Source organism: Aquimarina sp. AWH4_224 (assembly GCF_056160245.1).
Window position 1 is genome coordinate 241,331 of sequence record NZ_JBSWWU010000001.1, and the last position, 23,586, is coordinate 264,916.

Sequence of the window (23,586 nt, forward strand, 5' to 3'; positions counted from 1 at the left end):
GGTTTGGTATGTGTATATAACAAATAAATCAAAACCCGTTTGAGCAACTCAAACGGGTTTTTTGTTTTCTATCAACTCGTTTGGTTTGATCTAACACAACAACAAAAAACTAAAATGTCAAAAATTAAAATTGCTATTCAAAAAAGCGGTAGGCTTAATGAAGACTCTGTAAAAATTCTAAAAGATTGCGGTATTTCAATTGATAATGGGAAAGATCAGTTAAAAGCACAGACGCGTAATTTCCCTATGGAGGTAATGTTTCTCCGAAACGGAGATATCCCTCAATATTTAAGAGATGGAGTAGTTGATATTGCTATCATAGGAGAAAATGTGCTGATAGAAAAAGGACAAGATATTTCTATAGCCGAACGTTTAAATTTTTCTAAATGTAAAGTTTCCCTGGCGGTACCCAAAGAGTTTGAATACAATTCTATTCAGGATTTGGATGGTAAAAAAATTGCAACTTCTTATCCTAATACAGTAAATCAGTTTTTAGCACAAAAAGGGATCACTGCAGAGCTTCACCAGATATCTGGATCTGTAGAAATTGCACCTAATATTGGTCTTGCAGATGCAATCTGTGATATCGTGTCTAGCGGTAGTACATTGTTCAAAAACAATCTAAAAGAAGTAGAGGTAATGTTAACTTCTGAGGCAGTATTAGCAGTTTCTCCAAAAATTTCTGAAGAGTCTAAAAAGATCTTAGAAAAATTACAATTCAGAATACAGGCGGTTCTAAAGGCACGAAACTCAAAATATGTGCTTTTGAATGCTCCAAATGACAAGATAGAAGATATCGTTAAGATATTACCTGGAATGCGAAGCCCTACGGTATTGCCGCTTGCAGAAAAAGGATGGAGTTCTATACATACCGTAGTAGAAAAGAATAAGTTCTGGGATATCCTCGACGAACTAAAATCCGAAGGCGCTGAAGGAATATTGGTTTGTCCAATAGAAAAAATGGTGCTTTAATAACCACAATAGATTTAGATCATTATGTACACCATTTCCTTAATACCAAATAGCAATATAGATAGTATACTACCACTCTTGCAAGAGTTGAATCCTAAAGTGGAATTGCAAATCCTAAAGGCTCGTTTAGACGATATGCTACAATCTAATTATGAGTGTGTAGGGGTTTACGATCAAAATAAATTAATTGGTATTTCGGGTTTGTGGTTCTTAACCAAGTATTATGTGGGGAAACATGTAGAACCAGATAATGTTTATATTCTTCCAGAATACCAAGGTAAAGGAATAGGAAAGTTATTGATGAATTGGATATTTGATTATGCCAGAAGTAAAGGATGCGTAGCTTCCGAACTAAACTGTTATGTAAATAATACTTCTGGACAGAAATTTTGGTTGGATCAAGGTTATGAATTGATAGCTTATCACTATCAAAGACAATTATAGATTCAATTAATTAATAGAAAAAGAACAAATGAAAAAAACATATAATCCAGAAATAAAAGAGTGGGGAGAACTATTGAAACGACCTACTCAAACTATAGCAGATATTGAAAACACTGTCTTGCAGATTTTTGATGAAGTAAAAGCTGAAGGGGATGAAGTTATTAATGCGTATACTCAGAAATTTGACAAGGTGGCTATCCAAGACATCTTGGTTACTCCTGCTGAAGTGGAAGAAGCAAAAATGCTGATCGATGAGGAGCTCAAAACCGCTATATTATTGGCAAAATCGAATATCGAAGCTTTTCATAAGGCACAAAAAACAGAGCGAGTAGCAGTAGATACTACTGATGGAGTTTCTTGTTGGCAGGAAAAGAGAGCAATACAAAAGGTGGGGCTTTATATTCCTGGTGGAACAGCCCCTTTATTTTCAACGATTTTGATGCTAGCTGTTCCTGCAAACTTGGCGGGATGTAAAGAGGTTGTGTTGTGTTCTCCACCAAATGCTGAAGGTAAAATCCACCCCGCAATATTGTTTACTGCAGATTTATGTGGTGTAACAACAATCTGTAAAGCAGGAGGAATTCAAGCAATTGCAGGGATGACGTTTGGAACCCAATCTATTCCTAAGGTTTATAAAATTTTTGGTCCGGGTAACCAGTTCGTTACTGTAGCCAAACAATTGGCAACCAAATTTGGTGTGGCCATAGATATGCCTGCTGGTCCTAGTGAGTTATTGGTCGTAGCCGATGATAGTGCAAATCCCGCTTTTGTTGCTTCGGATTTATTGAGCCAAGCAGAGCATGGTAAGGATAGTCAGGTTATTCTGGTGTCTACTTCAAAAAGCATGATCGAATTAGTAGAAAAAGAAGTGGCAGGACAATTAGAAAAGTTGCCGAGAAAAGAGATTGCAACGGCAGCTATCGAAAACTCTAAATTGATTTATGTAGAAAATGATCAAATAGCCTTGGACCTAATTAATGAATATGGGCCAGAACACTTTATTGTTTGCGTAGCAAATGAAGATTTCTATGTAGATCAGATCGTTAATGCAGGATCTGTTTTTATTGGTAATTATACACCAGAGAGTGCAGGGGATTACGCTTCTGGAACCAATCATACTTTGCCTACAAATGGCTATGCAAAGCAATATAGCGGTGTAAACCTGGATAGCTTTATGAAATCCATGACATTTCAGAAAATATCAGAACAAGGAATAAAAAATATAGGGAATGCTATTGAGTTGATGGCCGAAGCAGAGGGGCTTCAAGCACACAAAAATGCAGTTACGTTGCGACTACAAAGCCTATCAGAAAATTAAAATTATTGGGATGAATTGTAAAAATTGTGGATATCAACTAGAAGAAGGATTAGGGTACTGTAATAATTGCGGAGCCAAGGTGATTAGTGAAAGGATTACTTTGAAACAATTACGAAACGATTTTTTTAATGATGTTTTGGGATTGGATAATCTGTTTTTAAGGACCATAAGAACTTTTGCAGTAGCACCATATCAGGTGATTTTGGATTATGTTGCTGGTACAAGAAAGCGATACATAAACCCATTTGCTTTTTTGGCAATTGTAGCCGCGATTTCAACATTCGTATTTAATACTTTTTCAGAAGAATATATTAGCAGGATAGATGCCACTCAAGATGAATCGATGTATGAGGAGATATTTGCCATGATCAATCCGGGAAAGGATAAAAACTCTGCAGAGTATCAACAGGAATATGCCGAATATAGGGATTCGTCTATTGAAGCAAGTAGAAACATGTATGTCATATTATTACGTTATTTCAATATTTCGGTATTTCTATTTACACCGGTATATGCTCTTTTAGCTTTTTTGGTGTTTGGTAGCAAACCATTTAATTATGGAGAACATTTGGTGGCAAATGCCTACCTGGTAGCATTTGGGTTACTGGTAGGGACTTTGTTTTTCTTGGCTTCGGTAGCAATACATCCATCTATATATATGTATAGCTCAATTATCACTATTGCCTATTATTTGATTAGTTATAAAAAAATTGCAGAACTATCCATTAAAGGAATTCTGTTTAAATTTTTAAAATTCATTTTATTGAGTATTGGGTTTTTAATCGTGATTGGTTTTGTTTCAGTTGTACTAGGGTTTTTAGGAGCATTAATTTATAATAAGTTATCGTAAAATACGACAATGAAAAAAATAGAATTTGATATAAACAGAATTGTAAGAGATAACGTAAAAGGCTTACAGCCTTACTCATCAGCAAGAGATGAATACGTTAGTGATGGGTCAGATATGATTTTTTTGGATGCCAACGAAAATCCTTATGAAAATGGAGTAAATCGTTATCCGGACCCTCAACAGCGCAGTCTTAAAGATGCTTTGACGGTTCAAAAAGGAGTGTCGAGTAATCATATGTTGTTAGGTAATGGTAGTGATGAAGTGCTGGATCTTATTTTTAGAGCATTTTGTGAGCCCAAAAAAGATAATATCATCACATTACCACCAACATATGGGATGTACAAGGTATTGGCAAATACCAATGATATAGAAGAAAAAAGAGTGTTGTTAACAAAAGATTTTCAGCCTGACCTATCTGGAATTTTTGATGCTGTGGATGAAAATTCGAAGGTCATCTTTTTGTGTTCGCCCAATAATCCTACAGGAAACTCTTTTGATGCTAAAAAAATAGAAACTATTCTAGAATCATTCAATGGTTTGGTAGTAGTTGACGAAGCTTATATTGATTTTTCTAAAAAGGAAAGCTGGGTGTCAAATCTTACCAAGTATCCCAATTTGATAGTTACACAAACTTTGTCTAAGGCTTATGGTCTTGCTGGGATACGTTTAGGAATTTGTTATGCCTCTGAAGAGATTATCCAAATTTTAAACAAAATAAAACCGCCTTACAATGTCAATGAATTGACACAGCAACGGGCTTTGGATCGCGTATTGGATCAGGAAAAAGTAAAAACAGAGATCAGCAATATCCTAGAAGGAAGAGAAAGCCTGGTTAAGGCGCTGGCAGCTGTAGCTTTTGTAGAGACTATATATGATACCGATGCTAATTTTGTTTTAGCAAAAGTTGATGATGCTGACAAGCGATATGCGCAATTATTAGCAAAAGGTATCGTAGTTAGAAATAGAAGTACGCAACCGTTATGCAAAAATACCTTACGGTTTACAGTAGGGACTGAAACAGAAAATAAAGAATTAATTAAAACCTTGCAAAACTTGTAAAGTAACATTTCAGATGTAAGCTTTACATTATATCTAGACATGAAAAAGAAAGTATTATTTATAGATAGAGACGGAACAATCATAAAAGAAACAGCAGACGAACAAATAGATGCATTCGAAAAGATGATCTTTTACCCAAAGGCATTTACCTATTTGGGAAAAATTGCTAAAGAACTGGATTATGAACTGGTAATGATTACCAATCAAGATGGTTTGGGAACAGATGTATTTCCAGAAGATACCTTTTGGCCAGTACATAATTTTATCTTGAAATCTTTTGAAAACGAAGGAGTAGTATTCGATAAAGTGTTTTTGGATAGAACATTTCCACATGAGAATGCCAATACCAGAAAGCCAGGTACTGGGTTACTTACAGAATATTTTTCGGATGCATATGATCTGAAAAATTCCTTCGTTATAGGAGATCGCCTCACTGATATGGAATTGGCTAAAAACCTAGGTGCCAAAGGGATATTTATAAATGATAATACCAACTTAGGTACTGGAGAAATAACCATTAATACAAAAGAACTTGACGAGTATATTGCCTTAGAAAGTAATGATTGGCAACGTATTTATGAGTTTCTAAAATTAGAGGATCGCGTTGCAGAAATTGCTAGAAAAACCAATGAGACGGATATTTTTATCCAGCTGAATTTGGATGGTACTGGTAAGAGTGATATCTCTACTGGCTTAGAATTTTTTGATCACATGTTAGATCAGATTGCTCGCCATGGACAAATGGATTTGGTGATCAAGGTCAAAGGAGACTTGGAAGTTGATGAGCATCACACTATCGAAGATACCGCTATTGCATTAGGAGAGGTTTTCTCAAAAGCCCTTGCGGATAAATTAGGGATCGAACGCTACGGGTTCTGTTTGCCAATGGATGATTGCCTGGCACAGGTTGCTATTGATTTTGGAGGACGCAACTGGTTAGTTTGGGAGGCAGATTTTAACCGAGAAATGATTGGTAAAATGCCAACAGAGATGTTTTTCCATTTCTTTAAGTCTTTTACAGACGGAGCAAAAGCAAATTTAAATATCAAAGCCGAAGGAGTAAACGAACATCATAAGATCGAGGCTATTTTTAAGGCTTTTGCCAAAGCTATTAAAGTAGCAGTAAAAAGAGATCCGGAAAAAATGGTTTTGCCAAGCACAAAAGGAATGCTGTAAAACAAAACAAGCTGTATAATCTTTTGATAAACACATGAAAATAGTAATTATAAACTACGGAGCTGGAAATATTCAATCTATAAAATTTGCAATTCAACGATTGGGATATGAAGCAATTTTAAGCAATGATCCCGAAGAGATACAACAAGCCGATAAGGTAATTTTTCCTGGTGTAGGAGAGGCGAGTAGTGCTATGCAAAAGCTTAAAGAATCTGGGTTAGATACTTTGGTTCCAAAATTGGAACAACCCGTATTAGGTATTTGTTTAGGGATGCAGTTAATGTGTAACCATACCGAAGAAGGCAATACCAAAGGATTAGCAATTTTTAATATCGATGTGTTGCGATTTAACCACGGGGTGAAAGTGCCTCAAATTGGTTGGAATCAAATAGAAGAATTGAAATCACCATTGTTCAGGGATGTAGCAGAAAAGGAATACATCTATTTGGTGCATAGTTATTATGCGCCCATTACTGAGGAGACGGTAGCACAATCCACTTATGGAATTGCTTATAGCACTGCATTACAGAAAAATAACTTTTACGGAACCCAATTTCACCCTGAGAAGAGTAGTGATGTTGGTGAACAAATATTAAAGAATTTCTTAGAATTATGAGAATTATACCAGCTATAGATATTATCGAGGGTAAATGCGTTCGTCTTTCAAAAGGAGATTACGCAACCAAAAAAATATATAACGAAAATCCACTTGAAGTGGCAAAAATGTTCGAAGATCACGGAATACAATATTTGCATTTGGTGGACCTGGATGGAGCCAAATCAAAACATATTGTAAACCACAAAGTCTTAGAGCAAATCGCAACCAAAACAAATTTGAAAATTGATTTTGGAGGAGGATTAAAAACAGACGAAGATCTTAGAATAGCCTTCGAAAGCGGAGCAAATCAAATCACAGGAGGGAGTATTGCGGTAAAAGATCCAGATACTTTTACCTCTTGGTTACAGCGTTTCGGAGAAGACCGCATTATTCTGGGTGCCGATGCTCAAAATGAGAAAATTGCAGTGAGCGGATGGTTAGAAGAAAGCGATAAGGAATTGATTCCATTCATCAAAGAATATCGTGAAAAAGGAATTACTTATGTGATTTGTACGGATATTAGTAAAGACGGAATGTTGCAAGGGCCTTCTTTTGATCTTTATGAAAAAATCTTAAGTGAAATCGAAGGAGTGAAATTGATTGCTTCTGGTGGTATTTCGGATTTTGAAGAACTCCCCAGACTTGCCGAACTAGGATGTGAGGGAACTATCATCGGTAAAGCGATTTATGAAAATAAAATTAGCCTTACTCAATTAGAAAATTTTATTCTTTCAAGAGCATAGATATGGAAGAGAAAGTCGCAAAAGAATTTATAGAACAGATCATTTATAGATGGGATGAAAGTACAAGAATGATCGGATTGAGTTTTGAACAACTTGATGAAGAGGATATTTGGAAAAAAGCAACATCCAACTCAAATAGTGTGGGTAACCTGATACTTCATTTGTGTGGTAATATCACTCAGTATGCTATTTCATCTCTGGGAAATACTGAAGATCAAAGAGCACGAGATGAGGAGTTTGCCGCCAAAGGAGGTGTAAGCAAAGACGAGTTATGGGGTAAACTGAAGGAAACTATTGAAAGGGCTAAACACACACTTCGTAACATTTCAACATCAGAATTGCTTAGAGAGCGAGAGGTGCAAGGATTTACGTTTTCAGGAATAGGTATTGCCATTCATGTTGCCGAACATTACTCGTACCATACAGGACAAATAGCGTTTTGGACGAAACAACTCAAAGATAAATCCAACTTAGGGTTTTATGATGGAATAGATTTGAATATTAAAAACAAAAATGACTGATGCTTACTAAAAGAATAATTCCTTGTTTGGACATAAAAAACGGGAGAACAGTAAAGGGAGTAAATTTTGTAGATCTAAGAGATGCTGGCGATCCTGTTGAATTGGCAGATGTATATTCAAAAGCTGGAGCGGATGAATTGGTTTTTCTAGATATTTCTGCTACAGAAGAAAGACGTAAAACCCTAGCTGATTTGGTACTGCGAGTAGCGGAGAAGGTGAATATTCCTTTTACAGTAGGGGGAGGGATATCGTCTGTAGAAGATGTAGATATTTTATTACAGAATGGAGCAGATAAGGTTTCTGTTAACTCTTCAGCAGTGAAAAATCCTGATTTAATTAATGAATTGGCTGGTAAATTTGGGAGTCAATGTATAACAGTGGCTATCGATGCCAAACAGATCGATGGAGAATGGAAAGTGCATTTGGTAGGAGGGAAAGTGCCTACTGAGCTTAATCTTTTTGAATGGGCTAAAGAAGTAGAACAAAGAGGAGCGGGAGAGATCCTATTTACCTCGATGGATCACGATGGTACGAAAGATGGATTTGCCAACGAAGCTTTGGCTAAATTATCTGAAGAATTGAATATTCCAATAATTGCTTCAGGTGGAGCAGGTAACATTTTGCACTTTGTAGACACCTTTAATAAAGGAAAGTCTGATGCAGCTTTGGCAGCAAGTGTTTTTCATTTTAAAGAAATAGAAATCAGCGATTTAAAGCAGGAATTAAAAAAGAATGATATTCCGGTTAGAATCTGACCAAGTGACTTTTTAAGAGAAAAATAGATGTTGTCACAAAAAAATAAATTAAAAATTTAGAAAAAATGCTGCATATGCAGCTAGTAATAGTAAAGCATGGAAATAGACTTCAATAAAAATAGTGATGGATTAGTGCCAGCAATCATTCAAGATGCAATGACCAAGAATGTTTTAATGTTGGGATATATGAATCAGGAAGCTTATGATAAAACGATTGCACTTAAAAAAGTTACTTTTTTTAGTAGATCAAAAAACAGATTGTGGACCAAAGGAGAAGAGAGTGGTAATGTTTTACATCTAATCGATATAAAAGTGGATTGTGATAAGGATACGTTGTTAGTGTCTGTTAAACCAGAAGGTCCTACTTGTCATACAGGTACAGATACTTGCTGGAACGATCAGAATGTTCAGGAGTATGGTTTCTTAACAGAACTGGAAGAAGTAATTCGAAATCGCAAGGAAAATCAGGATAATGAAAAATCGTATGTAGCTTCATTATTTAAAAAAGGAATTAATAAGGTAGCACAAAAAGTAGGAGAGGAAGCAGTAGAAGTGGTTATCGAAGCCAAAGATGATAACGAAGAACTGTTTTTGAACGAAAGTGCAGATTTGCTCTTTCACTATCTAATATTGTTACAAGCCAAAGGATATAAATTAAACGATATAGTAAATGTTTTGCAATCAAGAAGTTGAGTATTTTGACCTAAACAATCGATTAAAAGCGAAATTTACCGACAAAAACTTGTTTTGTTAACAAAATGTTATAATTTCGTAGACCTAAACCAACTAATTTTGAAACATAACAAAGGTGAATTACAGTATGTTTTTGGGAAACTTATTGTAAAAATACTCTTAATCGGGCTATTGTTTTTTGCCCAACGTTCTTTTTCCCAATGTGTCAATCCAGGACTCATTACCATAGAGAAATGCGATATGGAAACTATCGATTTTGATATGAACGGTGATCCAGACGGGATCATTAATATTTATGATGAAACCGGTACTACACCAGCAGATGGTACTTGGTCCATAAGTCCTAGGTTTAGTGTGGCTTTTGATGCTGTAACCGGTAATCTGTCTACTTGGGATTTGCAATTTTCTACAACAGCAACAACACCAAATAATTATTTTTTCGAATTAAGAAATGCGGTTTGCGGGGATGTGCCTATTCGAACAGCCAGATTGTTTTTAGGGCCATACTCAGGGGTCACTTTGGCTCCTTTTGGTACACTAAATGTAAATGTAGAGGCATGTGATAATGAGACTTTTGATTTGTTTAATGCGCTTACTTCAGATGCACTTAACCCTCCTCCCCATCTTAACGGAGAATGGATATATAATGGGAGCAGTCCAAATTTCTTATCGCTTAGCGGTTCCATGTTTGCTGCAAGAATACCTTATCAACCAGGACTTCCGTTGGTAGATCAAGAAGTGTTTGAATTTATTTATCGAGTACCGGGATTAACACCGTGCGATCCGTCTGAAGAGACCACGGTAAGAATCTCAATGATACGCCAGGTAGATTCTGGAGGATCAGATATCATAGAGATTTGCGAGTCTGATGTATTAGCAGGAGTATATGATGCTGATATCGATTTACGAGATGATCAGTATTTATTAGGAGAAGATATAGAAGGGTATTGGAGTATACCGGATCCAACAGGACAAATAGCAGACGAAAATGACTCTATGGTAAATCTTAGAGCCGTGTATGAGCAAATTGTTGATGGAGGAAACAACCTCCGTTTTGGTTGTGAAACAATAGAGTATACCTATAATGTGGATCAACGATCTGGAGTTTGTACTGATAGAAATACCTCGGTGTCTTTTACCTTTTATGAGCAATTAAGGTCATTTAATCAACCAGATGCTGCTCCAAGATTGTGTAGAAATACTTCTGGAAGTCTAAATTTATTCGACTTATTAGAATTTACTAACGAAGGTGGTTTTGACTTCACATATGATAACAGCTTTTACGTAAACTGGAGATTGGTTTCTGGTCCATCTTCTTTAGGTTTAATCGAACAGCCAGATTCGTTGATGGATTTCGATACCAGTATTGATTATTACCTGGGGACCGTTAATTTATCATTAGCACCTCCAGGAGTGTATACTTTCGAATTTGGAGTAACACCAGATATAAATTGTCCTTCTCCGGATCAAATTTGCGATCCTTTTATTACAGATCCATTAGATCCGACCTTCTCTAATAACCCATGTGCTATTTTAACAACACAGGTTGTTATAGAGGTATTGGCTTTTGACTATGCCGGTGAAGATACCGATGACATTGATCTTTGTGCCTCTCTTGGGCAGGTTGATCTTATTAGCCTTTTGGATACCAATGGCACAGATACTGTGGTGGATACAGGAGTTTGGACAGACGGATCGGGTGCTATTATTAACAATGATTTTGTTTTTCCAGATATAGCAGTATCTCAAGTTTTTAATTTTACATATACTACGACAAGCAGTTCAGGATGTATTGAGCAAGCTGAATTAGAATTTACGGTGTATGCTGTACCTGATGCCGGTGAGGATAACGAGTTTCGGGTTTGTTCTGATAACCTGAGTCTTTCTCTTTTTGATTTACTAGGAGGTACTCCAGATACAACCGGTACATGGACAGGTCCTTTTGGATATGTTTCTACCGATCATTTAGGAACTTTTGATATCAACGATGAGACTTTGCCAATCCTAGGTCCAGGAAATTATACCTATACTGTACCTGCCAATCCTGGGTGCCCAGATGAAGATACAGCCATTGTAAGAATTATTGTTGTGGAACCTCAAACGATTGGAAATGATAGGGCAGATAGCTTTTGTAAAATAGATGGTAGAGTGAACCTGTTTACTCTTTTGGATAGAGATACTCCAAGAACTGGAGTTTTTGAAGATACCGATGGTACAGGAGCGCTTTCACCAGAAGGAGTTTTAGAATTCGAGACGTTGACCAACGAGATTTATAACTTCAGATATGTGGTCACCAATGCAGTGCCTTGTGATGAATCATCGCTTAATGTTGCTGTTCAAATTGTGGATTTGCCAGAACCGAATGTTCCGGATCAGGAATTTTGTATCCTGGATGCAGCTAGATTGGATGATATCGAAGTAGATGTACTTAATTTTAATTGGTATACTTCGGTAGAAAGTGATACTCCAATTATAGATAACCCAATCCTATTGGATAATCAATTGCTATATATCGCCAATGTGGATGTGGACAATTGCGAGTCTGAAAGAGTGGCGGTCAATATTAATATCTTAAATACAGGTGAGCGTTCTTCTAGTGGAGAGTTGTGTACTTTGGATTTTCAGGATGGGGTTTCTCCTAATGGAGATAATCAAAATGACACTTTTGACCTTTTTATAGAAGATGTTTACAACATCCCTGAAGCGTTTCCAGATTTTGATCTCAAGATCTATAACCGATACGGCAGTTTGGTATACGAGGGCAATCGGGATACCGAAGAATTTAGAGGAGAAAGCAACACTTCGGTACGATTAGGAGATGATCTTCCTTCGGGAACATACTTCTATATTTTTACACCTAATTTTGAAAACAATTTACCAATACAAGGTAGTTTCTACCTAAGCAGATAATCAATGAAAAAAATAATTTTTAGTTTGGCCTTGGTTCTCTGCTCGGTAGCGTACGCACAGCAGGAACCTCAGTATTCTCAGTACATGTACAATATGAGTACAGTAAATCCTGGGTATGTAACCAACCAAAGTGGTTTGATCTCGACAGGATTACTATATCGCAGACAATGGACAGGGATCGAAGGAAGTCCCGAGACTACCAATGTTTTTGGAAATATCCCTTTGAGTGAAAAAATTGAATTAAGTGTCAATTATGTAAATGATAAAATTGGAGATGCTATTCCGGTAGTGAATGATTATATCAATTTGGATTTTGCATACATCACCAGAATATCTGATCAGGCAAAGTTGTCCTACGGGCTTAAAGCAGGGATAAATAATTTCAGAATAGATCCTTCAGGGTCTGATGTGGCCGATGATCCGGCTTTTAGAGATAATACCTCTACGACTCAATTGAATATTGGGGCAGGAGTCTACTTGTTTACCAGTAACTTTTATGCAGGTCTTTCTTCTCCAAATTTGTTGCCGAGTGATATTGATATCGATGGAATAGGAGTGTCACAAACCAAAACACATATTTATGGTATTGCAGGTTACGTTTTTGATTTTGTAGACGAAGTAAAGCTAAAACCCTCTTTTGTAGTAAAACAGGTTATTGATTCGCCACTTACATTTGATATATCCTTAAACTCTTTGATCTATGATAAGTTTGAGCTTGGGGTTTCCTATCGATATACGGACTCATTTATAGCTCTTGCCGGATTTAATATTACTCAGAACCTCAAAGTGGGGTATTCTTATGATTTTAGTGTAAGCGAATTAAGCGGATTTAATGATGGAAGTCATGAAATAGTATTGCTATATAATTTCGACCTTCTACGATTTGGTAATCAACATACTTCACCAAGATTTTTCTAGATGACAAAGACAAAGATATTTATACTGCTACTAGTAACGTTTCAATTTGCTTTTTCTCAGAAAAAAAGTAGAGCAGATCGTTTTTTTGAACAAGGTGATTATATAAACGCGGCCTTGCAATACGAACAACAGCTTAATCAAGAAGGATATACCAAGCACATATTAAATAATATCTCTACATCCTATTACCGTACTTTCAAATTCAGAAAAGCCTATCGGTATTTAAAAGTGCTTACTTCTGGAAAGTTTTATGATCGTGATAAAACCTATGATAATAAGTACAACTTTATGATGTATCAGGTATTGTCTGCTTTAGGAGAATATGATAAGTCTATTCCTTATTTGAAGTTGTATGCGGGTAATAACTCTGATCATACCGTTGATAAAGAGGATGTGATCTCGACGATAGAGAATTTTAAGCTGAAGGATGACGATTATAAGGTGAAGTCAGTGTCTTTTAATTCTGACGCGGCTGATTTTGGAGCAATAAAAAGAGATAGTATTGTCTATTTTGTTACCGATAGAAGCCCACATAGTGCACTTGATAAAAATTATAAATGGACACATCGTCCTTTCTTGGATATCTACCAGGTTGCAGTTAATGAGAAGAATATCCCAACAAACGAAGCAACGACATTGTCTAAAGAAGTAAACTCCAAGCTGCATGAGGGTAATTTTTGTTTTACCAAGGATGGAAATACGATGTATCTCTCAAAAAGTAATTCAGAAAAAGGAAAGAAAAAATTTGATAGTGTACGAAAAAATTCAGTGCACTTATACAAGGCTAATAAAGTAGATGGAACCTGGTCTACACCAGAAAAGTTAGTATTCAATAATGTAAATTATTCTATAGAGCACCCGGCGTTATCACCTGATGGGTCTAAATTATATTTTGCGTCCAATATGCCTGGTGGTTATGGTGATTTTGATATTTACTATGTAGATGTTGATCTTGACGGAACCTATGGAAAGCCCGTGAATTTGGGCCCTGTTATCAATACCAAAAACAGAGAGCAATTTCCTTTTATTTCAGACAAAGGTCATTTGTTCTTTGCTTCAAACGGTCATTTGGGCTTGGGGATGATGGATAATTTTGTTTCAGAATTAAAGAAAGAAGAGTTTACCAAACCTATTAATCTAGGTGCGCCTATTAATTCTAGCTACGACGATTTTTCTATGGCGTATTATAATGAAACTGATGGTTTCTTTGCATCAAATAGAAAAAAAGTAGGAGATGATATTTATTCATTTTCCCAAATAGGAGAGATATTTCCAAAAGAATACATTGCTCGCTTTGAGGTTAGGGATTATGCATCTGAGAGTTATATCCCTAATGCAGAGGTGATTTTGTACGATGAAGATAATGAGAAGTTGTATGAGAGTCAATTGGATTCTATTGCAGGTTTTGAAATGAAACTCTTTTCGGGGAAGTATAACTTCAAAGCATCTGCCTTTGGTTATAAAACACGAACAAAGCCGGTTTTGGTAAAAGAAAAGCAGAACGAAACCTATGTGGTCTATCTGGATAGGGATAAGCAACGAGAAAAAATTGCTGAGAACGCCGATCAGGTGAATATAAAAGACAGCATCAATATCAGAAATCAAAATACGGTGACCAGTAGTAATACACGAACCAAAGAAGAAGAGATTTCTAAAGAAAAACTTAGAGAACTGCTATTAAATGATAGAGAAGGTCCTCCTGTAGTTGAAAAAAATGGGAAGCTCTATTTTGAGATGCCACCAATTTATTTTGACTACGATAAGTGGAATATCCGATCAGATTCTAAAAAAGTACTGGATAAACTCGCGCAGAAACTAGAAAAGTACAAGACCGTATATATCAAAATTAGTTCACATACAGATAGTCGAGGTACAGCGTCATATAACCAATTATTATCAGAACGAAGAGCAGAGTCTACACGTAACTATTTGGCGTTAATTGGTTATGTAAACGCCAGAAGAATGCAATTTGTTGGTTTTGGAGAATCCGTTCCGCTGATTAATTGCGAGGATAAGGTTTGTACCGAAGAAGAGCACCAAACCAACAGAAGAAGTGAGTTTGAGATTGTGAAATACTAGAAGTAACACTTATAGAAAGATAATCAGATTTATGAAATTGATATAAGACTGTTTTTTGCTGGTGGGAAATAGATTTAGTTTTGAGATAAATAGAATTACAAAACTTAAAATTAAAATCTATGAATACTAAATCAATTAAATTTGTATTGTTACTTTTTTCATTTGTTATAGTTAGTTGTCAATTGGATAACGATGAGAATGAAATTATATCCAGTGATCTACAAGAGTTCATTACTTTAAACAATCTAGAGCCATTAGAAAAAGGTAGTTCTGATGCCATAAAATTTAATACCATTGAAGAAGCACAACGGTTTGTTGATGATTTTAGAAAAAGTACGAGATCTATCGATGTTTCTAAAATTGTTACTACTGCATTTAGCGGGGGCAATTTAGGCAGTTCAAAATCTTCAGGACCTTTTAAAGCTCTTGGTTCGGTAACAGTAGAGTTGTATAAAGCTCCACTTCCTTCGTTATTTAAGATAGAAGCAGATATCGTTTATCCTTATTGCACAGGTGATGGGGCTATTTTTAATGATTTGGCAAATTTTAGCGTAAATTCATATTTAACGGGAACTACGATAAATACGACTTGGGACCCAACAACTGAAGTGGCAAACTACCGTACTACGAGATCTATGTTTTATACAGTTAAGGGTAATTTAATAATAGAAACAGAGGTTATGGGAACCACATTAAGAGTGTCTGAACGACTTGGGTTTGTTAATGGAGTGGCAGGAAACCCTCAATTAGGAGATAATAGTGGTAGTTGTGAGCCACCTTCGGGAGGAGATGATGGTCATGGTGGAGATTGTCCAAACGGTAGTGAAACACGCTAATACTCTTTTCAATATATTTTATTCCTGCCAAAGAAGAATAGCGCCAAACCAACAGGAGAAGTGAGTTTGAAATTGTGAAATATTAGATCATATTAACTATAAGATTAAAACAATAAATGTATTTTTATAGGTAATAAACAAAAACTTACTCTCATGAATAAACTATGGATGCTTTTGATATGCATTGTCTTTGTTGCTTGCCAAAAGGAAGTAAAAAAGGATTACGCTCTATTTTCTGGCAAGGTAACAGGAAACGCTGACGAAGTTAGAATTTTTGGTAACGATTTTGAACATAAAATTCCAATTGCAGAGGATGGTACTTTTTCTGACACCTTGAAAATTGATGTAGAAGGATACTACGATTACAACATCGGTAAGGAATATTCTGCCATTTATCTTACCAAAGGAGCTGACTTAAACTTGACTATCGACACTGACAAGTTTGACGAATCAATTGCCTACACAGGAGTAGGATCGGGTGAAAATAACTTTTTGGCCGAGAAATACTTGAAGAATGAAGAGATGACAGCAGATATGAAAGCGTTCTTTTCTTTAGAGCCTGAAGCGTACAAGAAAAAGTCTATAGCACTTAAGAATGAGATCCAAAACTTATTAGGTAGTAAGAAAGAATTGAATGTTGATTTTGTTCAATCAGAAACCTTAAATAATACATATACTCACGTAGGAAGGCTTTTTGATTATGAAGGAGGACATAAATACTATACCAAAAAAGAGGAGTTAGAACTTCCTGAAGATTTTTTTGCAGAAGCCAATGAAATAGATTTTACTGATGAGAATAAGTATCAAACCTTACCTCAATACAAAAATCTAGTAAGAGGATATCTTCAGCGAAGTCTGGCAGATTTAGAGAAAAAATATGATGATGATACACCAAAAGCATTACAAGAATTAGTAGGAGGAATGCCTGCCGATAGTAAGATAAAAGAAGCTTTTTTACAAAATATGTCGTTTTTTATGGCGTATTCAGATAAACTTGATGAATTGTACGCGGTATTAAAGACTACTCCCAACCTAGAACATCAAAAAGAGTTTGAAAGACAATACAATATTTATAAAACGCTGGTTAAGGGGAAACCTTCTCCTTCTTTTGAATATGAAAACTTTAAAGGTGGGTCTACAGCTTTGGGAGATCTAAAAGGTAAATATGTATATATGGATATTTGGGCAACCTGGTGCGGTCCTTGTAAAAAGGAAATTCCATTTTTGAAAAAATTGGAAGAGAATTATCACAATAAAAACATAGAATTTGTAAGTATTTCTATCGATCGCAAAAAGGATTATGATGCCTGGAAGCAAATGGTCGAGGACAAAGAGCTTGGCGGTATTCAGTTAATTGCGGATAAGGATTGGAAATCTGATTTTGTAATGAACTATGGTATAAAAGGTATTCCTAGATTTATTTTGGTGGATCCCGAAGGAAAAATAGTAAGTGCCAACGCGCCAAGACCGTCTAATCCAAAGTTAATCGATCTATTTGATGAATTAGAAATATAGCTTTCTAATCCTTCAAAAAGTACATAGCCCGAAATATTCGGGCTTTTTTTATAATCTTTGTTCTAGTGTATTGTTTTATAATATATTAAATTGTACTTTTGCACTCCTTTTTGGCGAGTAAGAGAGTAGAAAAGGATTTTTATAAAACGAATTATAACGCTTCTGTGGAGTTTTCGCTTTAACTTTCAATTATTTACAGAATACAAATTTTATCTTCAATGTCTGAAGAAACAAAAAACACAGACGTTCAGGAAGTTTCTCCGCAACAAGCGAATCCTGAGCAATTTCTAAAAGAATTTAACTGGCACAACTACGAAGAAGGAATCGATCCTATTGCTGACTCTAAATTAGAAGAGTTTGAAAAATTGGTTGCTGAAAATTTCGTAGATACTTTAAATGACGAAGTAGTAATGGGAACAGTAATCAATATTACTGATCGTGATGCTATTATCGACATCAATGCCAAAAGTGAAGGAGTTATTTCGTTAAATGAATTTCGTTATAACCCAGATTTAAAAGTAGGTGACAAAGTAGAAGTATTAATTGATGTACGTGAAGACGCTACTGGTCAGTTGATCCTTTCTCACCGTAAAGCTCGTGTAATCAAAGCATGGGATAGAGTAAATGCAGCTCATGACTCTGGTGAAATCGTAAATGGTTTCGTGAAGTGTAGAACTAAAGGAGGTATGATCGTAGACGTTTTCGGAATCGAAGCGTTCTTACCAGGTTCTCAAATTGATGTGAAGCCAATTAGAGATTATGATGCATATGTTGGAAAAACAATGGAATTCAAAGTGGTAAAAATCAACCACGAATTCAAAAACGTTGTTGTTTCTCACAAAGCGCTTATCGAAGCTGATATCGAAGAGCAGAAGAAAGAAATTATTGGTCAATTAGAAAAAGGTCAAGTATTAGAAGGTACTGTTAAGAATGTTACTTCTTACGGTGTATTCGTTGATCTTGGAGGAGTTGACGGACTTATCCATATTACTGACCTTTCTTGGTCAAGAATTAACCATCCTAATGAGATCGTTGAGTTGGATCAGAAATTGAATGTTGTAATCTTAGACTTTGATGAGGCTAAGACTCGTATTCAGTTAGGTCTTAAGCAATTGAAGCCACACCCATGGGAGGCTCTTGACAAAGATCTTAAGGTAGGAGATAAGGTTAAAGGAAAAGTAGTAGTAATCGCAGATTACGGTGCATTTATCGAAGTAGAAGAAGGAGTAGAAGGATTAATCCACGTTTCTGAAATGTCTTGGTCAACTCACTTGCGTTCGGCTCAGGATTTCGTAAAAGTTGGAGACGAAGTAGAAGCAGTAGTACTTACTTTGGATAGAGAAGAGCGTAAGATGTCTCTTGGTATCAAGCAATTGACTCCAGATCCATGGACTGATATTACTACCAAGTACCCTGTAGGATCTAAGCATTCTGGTATCGTACGTAACTTTACTAACTTTGGTGTATTCGTAGAGTTAGAAGAAGGAATCGACGGGTTGATTTATATCTCTGACCTTTCTTGGACTAAGAAAATCAAACACCCATCAGACTTTACTAATGTTGGCGATACTCTTGATGTAATCGTTCTTGAATTGGATGTTGAAGGTCGTAAACTAAGTTTAGGACACAAACAAACTGAAGAGAATCCTTGGGATAAGTACGAAACTGAATTTGGTTTAGGTACTAAGCACACTGCTAAGATTGCAGAAATCGTAGACAAAGGTGCGACTATCGACTTTAACGAAGATATCGTTGCATTTGTTCCTTCTCGTCATTTAGAGAAAGAAGATGGAAGCAAGCTTAAAAAAGGAGAAGAAGCAGAATTCCAAATCATTGAATTCAGTAAAGAATTTAAGAGAGTAGTTGCTTCTCACACTGCTTTATTCAAGGAAGAAGAAGCTAAGATTGTTAAGCAAGCGGCTAAGAAAGCTGCCTCTAGTGCGGCAGAAAAGACTACGCTTGGTGATATCGACGCTTTAGCAGATCTTAAAGCTAAAATGGAAAAAGGAGGAAACTAGATTTTTCTTACTTTTTAAATCATAAAAGGCTGTTCGCAAGAGCAGCCTTTTTTCTTTACCTTATATTTATCATAAACTCTGTGGTTATCTCATGATTAATTGCAAATTTTCATTATTTTTGTATCCCAAATATCCTTTTGGAGAATATGAGTCAAAAACTACTACTTAGTGCAAAAGAAATAGATATCATACTGCACCGTTTGGCTTGTCAATTAATAGAAAATCATACCCATTTCAAAGACACCGTGCTTATTGGTGTGCAACCTAGAGGTACTTTTTTAGCAGACCGAATAAGACAAATACTATTAAATGATTATCATCTGGATACCGTAGATTTAGGGTATTTGGATATTACATTTTATAGAGATGACTTTAGGCGAGGAGAAAAGCCTTTGGCAGCAAATTCTACGGATATTGATTTTGTAGTAGAAGACAAGCGAGTGGTGTTTATTGATGATGTATTATATACTGGAAGAAGTATTCGGGCCGCGCTTACCGCTGTTCAATCCTTTGGTAGACCATCAGAAATAGAACTATTAACACTAATCGATAGACGATTTAGTAGGCATTTACCCATTCAGCCTAACTATAGAGGGAGACAGGTGGATGCGATCAATCAGGAAAAAGTAAAGGTGCATTGGAAAGAAAATGAAGGAGAAGATGCCGTTTATCTGGTTGGTAAATAAATATCAAAAGTACTTTAGAAGAGCAATATAAAATACTATGAGCGAATTAAGTGTAAATCACTTACTGGGAATAAAATACCTAAATAAGAAGGATATTGATCTTATTTTTGAAACGGCAGATCATTTTAAAGAAGTGATCAATCGACCCATCAAAAAAGTCCCTTCATTAAGAGATATTACTATTGCTAATTTGTTCTTTGAAAACAGCACCAGAACAAGATTGTCTTTTGAGCTTGCTGAAAAAAGACTCTCTGCAGATGTTATCAATTTCTCTGCGGCTTCTTCGTCGGTAAAAAAGGGAGAAACCCTTATAGATACAGTAAATAATATACTTTCGATGAAGGTGGATATGGTAGTGATGAGACATCCCAACCCCGGGGCTGGAGTTTTCCTATCAAAGCATGTAGATGCGAGTATCGTTAATGCTGGTGATGGTGCACACGAACATCCAACACAAGCCCTATTGGATTCGTATTCAATAAGAGAACGCTTGGGAGAAGTGGCAGGCAAAAAAGTGGTGATCGTGGGAGATATTTTGCATTCCAGAGTAGCGCTTTCTAATATTTTTGCGCTCAAATTACAGGGAGCAGAAGTAAAAGTTTGCGGACCCAAAACCTTGATTCCTAAATATATTGAAAAATTAGGAGTACAGGTAGAAACGAATTTGAGAAAAGCACTAGAATGGTGCGATATCGCAAATATGCTCAGAGTACAGAATGAAAGAATGGAGATTAGTTATTTTCCTTCTACTCGAGAGTATACCCAACAATTTGGGGTGAATAAAAAATTACTTGATAGTCTTAATAAAGAAATTGTAATAATGCACCCAGGCCCCATCAATCGTGGCGTAGAAATCACGAGTGATGTTGCTGATTCAGATCAAGCCATTATTTTGGATCAGGTTCAGAATGGAGTAGCAGTGAGAATGGCAGTGATTTATCTGTTAGCTTCTAAAATTAAACGATAACTTATGATTTTTAATAAAGATGGTTCTACAACCATAATCACACAAGAAAAGACTACCATCATTGAATTTGTTAAGGGTCTTGAAGATAAGTATGAAACGCTTAAAAATGATAATCTTATTATTAACTTGTTTTCATTGAAAGATCTTTCTGTGGCAGATGTGAATGAGTTTTTAAGGATATCTAATCAACATAAGGCAGCAAAACATTCATTCGTTATTGTTACCGATAGGTTGTCTTATGAAGATGTGCCTGAAGAGATTACCATAGTCCCTACACTTCAAGAGGCTTATGATCTTGTAGAGATGGAGGAAATCGAACGAGATTTAGAGTTTTAAGAAATTTTTATATTTTTTGTAATGTTTTGTTTAGCGTTGCGTCTTAGTTAATATGAATAAACTAGCCCCATTTTTCGTATTCGTATTTTTTTTATGTTTCAGCTTCAAAGGTATTGCCCAGGACTGGAAATATGATTTGGATGAAGCTTTGGCAGTCGCCAAAGAAAAAGACCAAAAAATTGTTTTGTTTTTTACAGGATCGGATTGGTGTCCTCCTTGTATTAAATTGGAAAAGAAAATCCTGTCTACTCAAGAATTTGCAGATTTCACTCAGCAAAAATATGTGTGGTTGAAAGCAGATTTCCCAAGAAGAAAGAAAAACAGAATTTCTAAAGAACAAAAGCAGAAGAATAAAGCGCTTGCCAGCCGATATAATAAGAAGATGGTTTTCCCCGCTATTCTAATTCTTAATAAAGAAGGTGTTGTATTAGGAGCAACAGGTTATAGAAGAGATTTGGATGTACATGGATATATTTCATTACTTACCTCTTTTGATTCTTTTGATCAATATTGATTTCTAATTGAGATTGCGCTATATTCACGCTTTGATAATACAATAGTGAAATAAATTTTGAAACTTACAATATTAGGGTGTTACTCTGCAACACCAAGAACATTTACTAATCCTACATCTCAGGTACTTGAAATAAACAATCATATCTTTTTAATTGATTGTGGAGAAGGAACACAGGTGGCGTTGCGAAGAAACAAGGTCAAGTTTTCAAGAATCAAGCACATTTTTATTTCTCATCTGCATGGGGATCATTTTTTTGGTCTCATCGGTTTGGTTTCTACGTTTAGATTGTTAGGTAGAGATACTCCTTTGCATATCTATGGACCACAAGGAATTAAAGAAGCGATCACTTTGCAGCTGAAACTATCTAATTCCTGGACTGATTTTCCGTTGCACTTTCATGAATTGACTAATACCGGTCCGGAAATGATATTCGAGGACGAAAAAGTAACGGTGCAAACTATTCCACTTCAGCATCGTGTATATTGTAATGGGTTTTTATTTCGTGAAAAGCCAGGAGAACGGCAGTTGGTTTTAAGTAAGGTTCAAAATTATGATATCGATATCGCATATTACCGTTCCATTAAGAAAGGAAAGGATGTGGTTCTGGAAAATGGAGAAGTAATACCAAATACAGAGTTAACTCTAGATCCAAGACCAGTAAAAAGCTATGCTTTTTGCAGTGACACTCGTTATGATGAAGCCAAAATTGAACAAATCAAAGAGGTGACGGTATTGTATCATGAATCTACATTTCTCGAAAGTCATAAACATTTATGTGCCAAAACCGGGCATAGTTCTGCGATCGAAGCAGCTACAATAGCTCAAAAAGCTAATGTAGGCACTTTGATATTAGGTCATTACTCTACACGATATGAAAATATCGAAATATTCAAAGATGAAGCAAATACTGTTTTTGATCATGTAGAAGTAGCCGACGACGGAAAAGTCTTCGAATTTTAAAGAAATAATAAGAATTGTTGTTAGTACTGATTCTATAAAATAGGTAACTTGCGCCTATAAATTGTTACTATGAATCGGGATCTGACCAATTATCGTAAGTCTTATGAAAAACATACACTGGAGGAAGGAAATCTTCAGGATTCACCATTTCAGTTATTTTCAGATTGGTTTAAAGAGGTAGAAGAAAGTGGAGGAGTAGAGGAGACCAACGCAATGACTTTAACTACATTGGGACTAGATGGATTCCCAAAGGCCAGAGTGGTTTTATTAAAAGAATTTGATCATAACGGTTTTATTTTTTACTCCAACTATGAGTCTGAGAAAGCCAAGGCTATGGATAGTAATAATAAAGTATGTATTTCCTTTTTTTGGCCTAACCTGGAGCGACAAGTAATCATAAAAGGGAGGGTAGAAAAAGTATCCGAAGAAAAGAGTGAATCCTATTTCAGATCAAGACCAAGAGGAAGTCAATTAGGTGCCTGGGCTTCACAACAAAGCGAAATCATCAATTCAAGAACGGTACTAGAAAATCAATTGCAGTCATTGGAAAACAAATTTGAAGGGAAAGAGATCCCTAAACCCTCTTTTTGGGGAGGTTATCAAATTATTCCTTCAGAATTCGAGTTTTGGCAAGGTAGAGCAAATCGTTTACACGATCGCATACGTTATCAAAAAGAAGGTGATCAGTGGATGACCAAAAGGCTTTCTCCCTGAT

The 23,586-nt window shown here is 35.9% G+C and carries 23 protein-coding genes; all 23 read left to right on the forward strand.

Features of this window, described 5'->3' with window-relative positions:
• Window positions 1-114: 114 nt before the first annotated feature.
• The 23 genes from hisG (at window position 115) to pdxH (ending at window position 23,585) form a co-directional block, all read left to right on the forward strand.
• Window positions 115-972, forward strand: a complete 858-nt coding sequence (gene hisG, locus ACXAGJ_RS01060; protein WP_473286755.1) for an ATP phosphoribosyltransferase — start codon at window positions 115-117, stop codon at window positions 970-972.
• Window positions 973-996: 24 nt separating this feature from the next.
• Window positions 997-1,416 carry a GNAT family N-acetyltransferase gene (locus tag ACXAGJ_RS01065; protein ID WP_474836331.1) on the forward strand — a complete coding sequence of 140 codons (420 nt, stop codon included), beginning with the start codon at window positions 997-999 and terminating at the stop codon, window positions 1,414-1,416.
• A gap of 28 nt (window positions 1,417-1,444) precedes the next feature.
• Window positions 1,445-2,734, forward strand: coding sequence for a histidinol dehydrogenase (gene hisD / locus ACXAGJ_RS01070; protein ID WP_474836333.1), 1,290 nt, complete (start codon window positions 1,445-1,447; stop codon window positions 2,732-2,734).
• A gap of 10 nt (window positions 2,735-2,744) precedes the next feature.
• Window positions 2,745-3,584 (forward strand): DUF3667 domain-containing protein, encoded by an 840-nt coding sequence (locus ACXAGJ_RS01075; RefSeq protein ID WP_474836335.1) that lies wholly within the window; start codon window positions 2,745-2,747, stop codon window positions 3,582-3,584.
• Between the two features lie 9 nt (window positions 3,585-3,593).
• Complete coding sequence (gene hisC, locus ACXAGJ_RS01080; RefSeq protein WP_474836337.1) at window positions 3,594-4,643, forward strand: histidinol-phosphate transaminase; 1,050 nt, start codon at window positions 3,594-3,596, stop codon at window positions 4,641-4,643.
• A gap of 39 nt (window positions 4,644-4,682) precedes the next feature.
• The gene (hisB, locus tag ACXAGJ_RS01085; protein ID WP_474836339.1) at window positions 4,683-5,819 is read left to right on the forward strand and encodes a bifunctional histidinol-phosphatase/imidazoleglycerol-phosphate dehydratase HisB; all 1,137 of its coding nucleotides are present in this window, start codon (window positions 4,683-4,685) and stop codon (window positions 5,817-5,819) included.
• Window positions 5,820-5,853: 34 nt separating this feature from the next.
• Window positions 5,854-6,435 (forward strand): imidazole glycerol phosphate synthase subunit HisH, encoded by a 582-nt coding sequence (gene hisH / locus ACXAGJ_RS01090; RefSeq protein WP_474836341.1) that lies wholly within the window; start codon window positions 5,854-5,856, stop codon window positions 6,433-6,435.
• Entirely contained in the window at window positions 6,432-7,160 is a 729-nt protein-coding gene (gene hisA / locus ACXAGJ_RS01095) for a 1-(5-phosphoribosyl)-5-[(5-phosphoribosylamino)methylideneamino]imidazole-4-carboxamide isomerase (RefSeq protein ID WP_474836343.1), read from the forward strand. The genes hisH and hisA overlap by 4 nt, the downstream gene beginning before the upstream one ends.
• Before the next feature lie 2 nt (window positions 7,161-7,162).
• Window positions 7,163-7,681, forward strand: a complete 519-nt coding sequence (locus ACXAGJ_RS01100; RefSeq protein WP_474836345.1) for a DinB family protein — start codon at window positions 7,163-7,165, stop codon at window positions 7,679-7,681.
• Complete coding sequence (hisF, locus tag ACXAGJ_RS01105) at window positions 7,681-8,436, forward strand: imidazole glycerol phosphate synthase subunit HisF (protein WP_474836347.1); 756 nt, start codon at window positions 7,681-7,683, stop codon at window positions 8,434-8,436. The genes ACXAGJ_RS01100 and hisF overlap by 1 nt, the downstream gene beginning before the upstream one ends.
• Before the next feature lie 96 nt (window positions 8,437-8,532).
• Window positions 8,533-9,129: a bifunctional phosphoribosyl-AMP cyclohydrolase/phosphoribosyl-ATP diphosphatase HisIE gene (hisIE, locus tag ACXAGJ_RS01110; RefSeq protein WP_474836349.1), complete on the forward strand. Its 597-nt coding sequence runs from the start codon at window positions 8,533-8,535 to the stop codon at window positions 9,127-9,129.
• Window positions 9,130-9,228: 99 nt separating this feature from the next.
• Window positions 9,229-12,039: a gliding motility-associated C-terminal domain-containing protein gene (locus ACXAGJ_RS01115; protein WP_474836351.1), complete on the forward strand. Its 2,811-nt coding sequence runs from the start codon at window positions 9,229-9,231 to the stop codon at window positions 12,037-12,039.
• Window positions 12,040-12,042: 3 nt separating this feature from the next.
• Complete coding sequence (locus ACXAGJ_RS01120) at window positions 12,043-12,957, forward strand: PorP/SprF family type IX secretion system membrane protein (protein ID WP_474836353.1); 915 nt, start codon at window positions 12,043-12,045, stop codon at window positions 12,955-12,957.
• Window positions 12,958-15,036, forward strand: coding sequence for an OmpA family protein (locus tag ACXAGJ_RS01125; protein ID WP_474836355.1), 2,079 nt, complete (start codon window positions 12,958-12,960; stop codon window positions 15,034-15,036).
• Window positions 15,037-15,155: 119 nt separating this feature from the next.
• Window positions 15,156-15,872 (forward strand): hypothetical protein, encoded by a 717-nt coding sequence (locus tag ACXAGJ_RS01130; protein ID WP_474836357.1) that lies wholly within the window; start codon window positions 15,156-15,158, stop codon window positions 15,870-15,872.
• Window positions 15,873-16,025: 153 nt separating this feature from the next.
• On the forward strand, window positions 16,026-17,387 hold the full coding sequence (locus ACXAGJ_RS01135; protein WP_474836359.1) for a TlpA family protein disulfide reductase: 1,362 nt from the start codon (window positions 16,026-16,028) through the stop codon (window positions 17,385-17,387).
• 218 nt (window positions 17,388-17,605) lie between these two features.
• Window positions 17,606-19,405 carry a 30S ribosomal protein S1 gene (rpsA, locus tag ACXAGJ_RS01140; RefSeq protein ID WP_073313251.1) on the forward strand — a complete coding sequence of 600 codons (1,800 nt, stop codon included), beginning with the start codon at window positions 17,606-17,608 and terminating at the stop codon, window positions 19,403-19,405.
• Between the two features lie 146 nt (window positions 19,406-19,551).
• Entirely contained in the window at window positions 19,552-20,091 is a 540-nt protein-coding gene (gene pyrR, locus ACXAGJ_RS01145) for a bifunctional pyr operon transcriptional regulator/uracil phosphoribosyltransferase PyrR (protein WP_073313253.1), read from the forward strand.
• 37 nt (window positions 20,092-20,128) lie between these two features.
• Window positions 20,129-21,058, forward strand: coding sequence for an aspartate carbamoyltransferase catalytic subunit (locus tag ACXAGJ_RS01150; protein WP_474836362.1), 930 nt, complete (start codon window positions 20,129-20,131; stop codon window positions 21,056-21,058).
• Between the two features lie 3 nt (window positions 21,059-21,061).
• The gene (locus ACXAGJ_RS01155) at window positions 21,062-21,394 is read left to right on the forward strand and encodes a ribonuclease Z (RefSeq protein WP_474836364.1); all 333 of its coding nucleotides are present in this window, start codon (window positions 21,062-21,064) and stop codon (window positions 21,392-21,394) included.
• Window positions 21,395-21,446: 52 nt separating this feature from the next.
• Window positions 21,447-21,908 (forward strand): thioredoxin family protein, encoded by a 462-nt coding sequence (locus ACXAGJ_RS01160; RefSeq protein ID WP_474836366.1) that lies wholly within the window; start codon window positions 21,447-21,449, stop codon window positions 21,906-21,908.
• A 57-nt stretch (window positions 21,909-21,965) separates the two neighbouring features.
• On the forward strand, window positions 21,966-22,871 hold the full coding sequence (locus ACXAGJ_RS01165) for a ribonuclease Z (protein WP_474836368.1): 906 nt from the start codon (window positions 21,966-21,968) through the stop codon (window positions 22,869-22,871).
• A gap of 69 nt (window positions 22,872-22,940) precedes the next feature.
• Window positions 22,941-23,585 carry a pyridoxamine 5'-phosphate oxidase gene (gene pdxH, locus ACXAGJ_RS01170; RefSeq protein ID WP_474836370.1) on the forward strand — a complete coding sequence of 215 codons (645 nt, stop codon included), beginning with the start codon at window positions 22,941-22,943 and terminating at the stop codon, window positions 23,583-23,585.
• Window position 23,586: the final 1 nt, after the last annotated feature.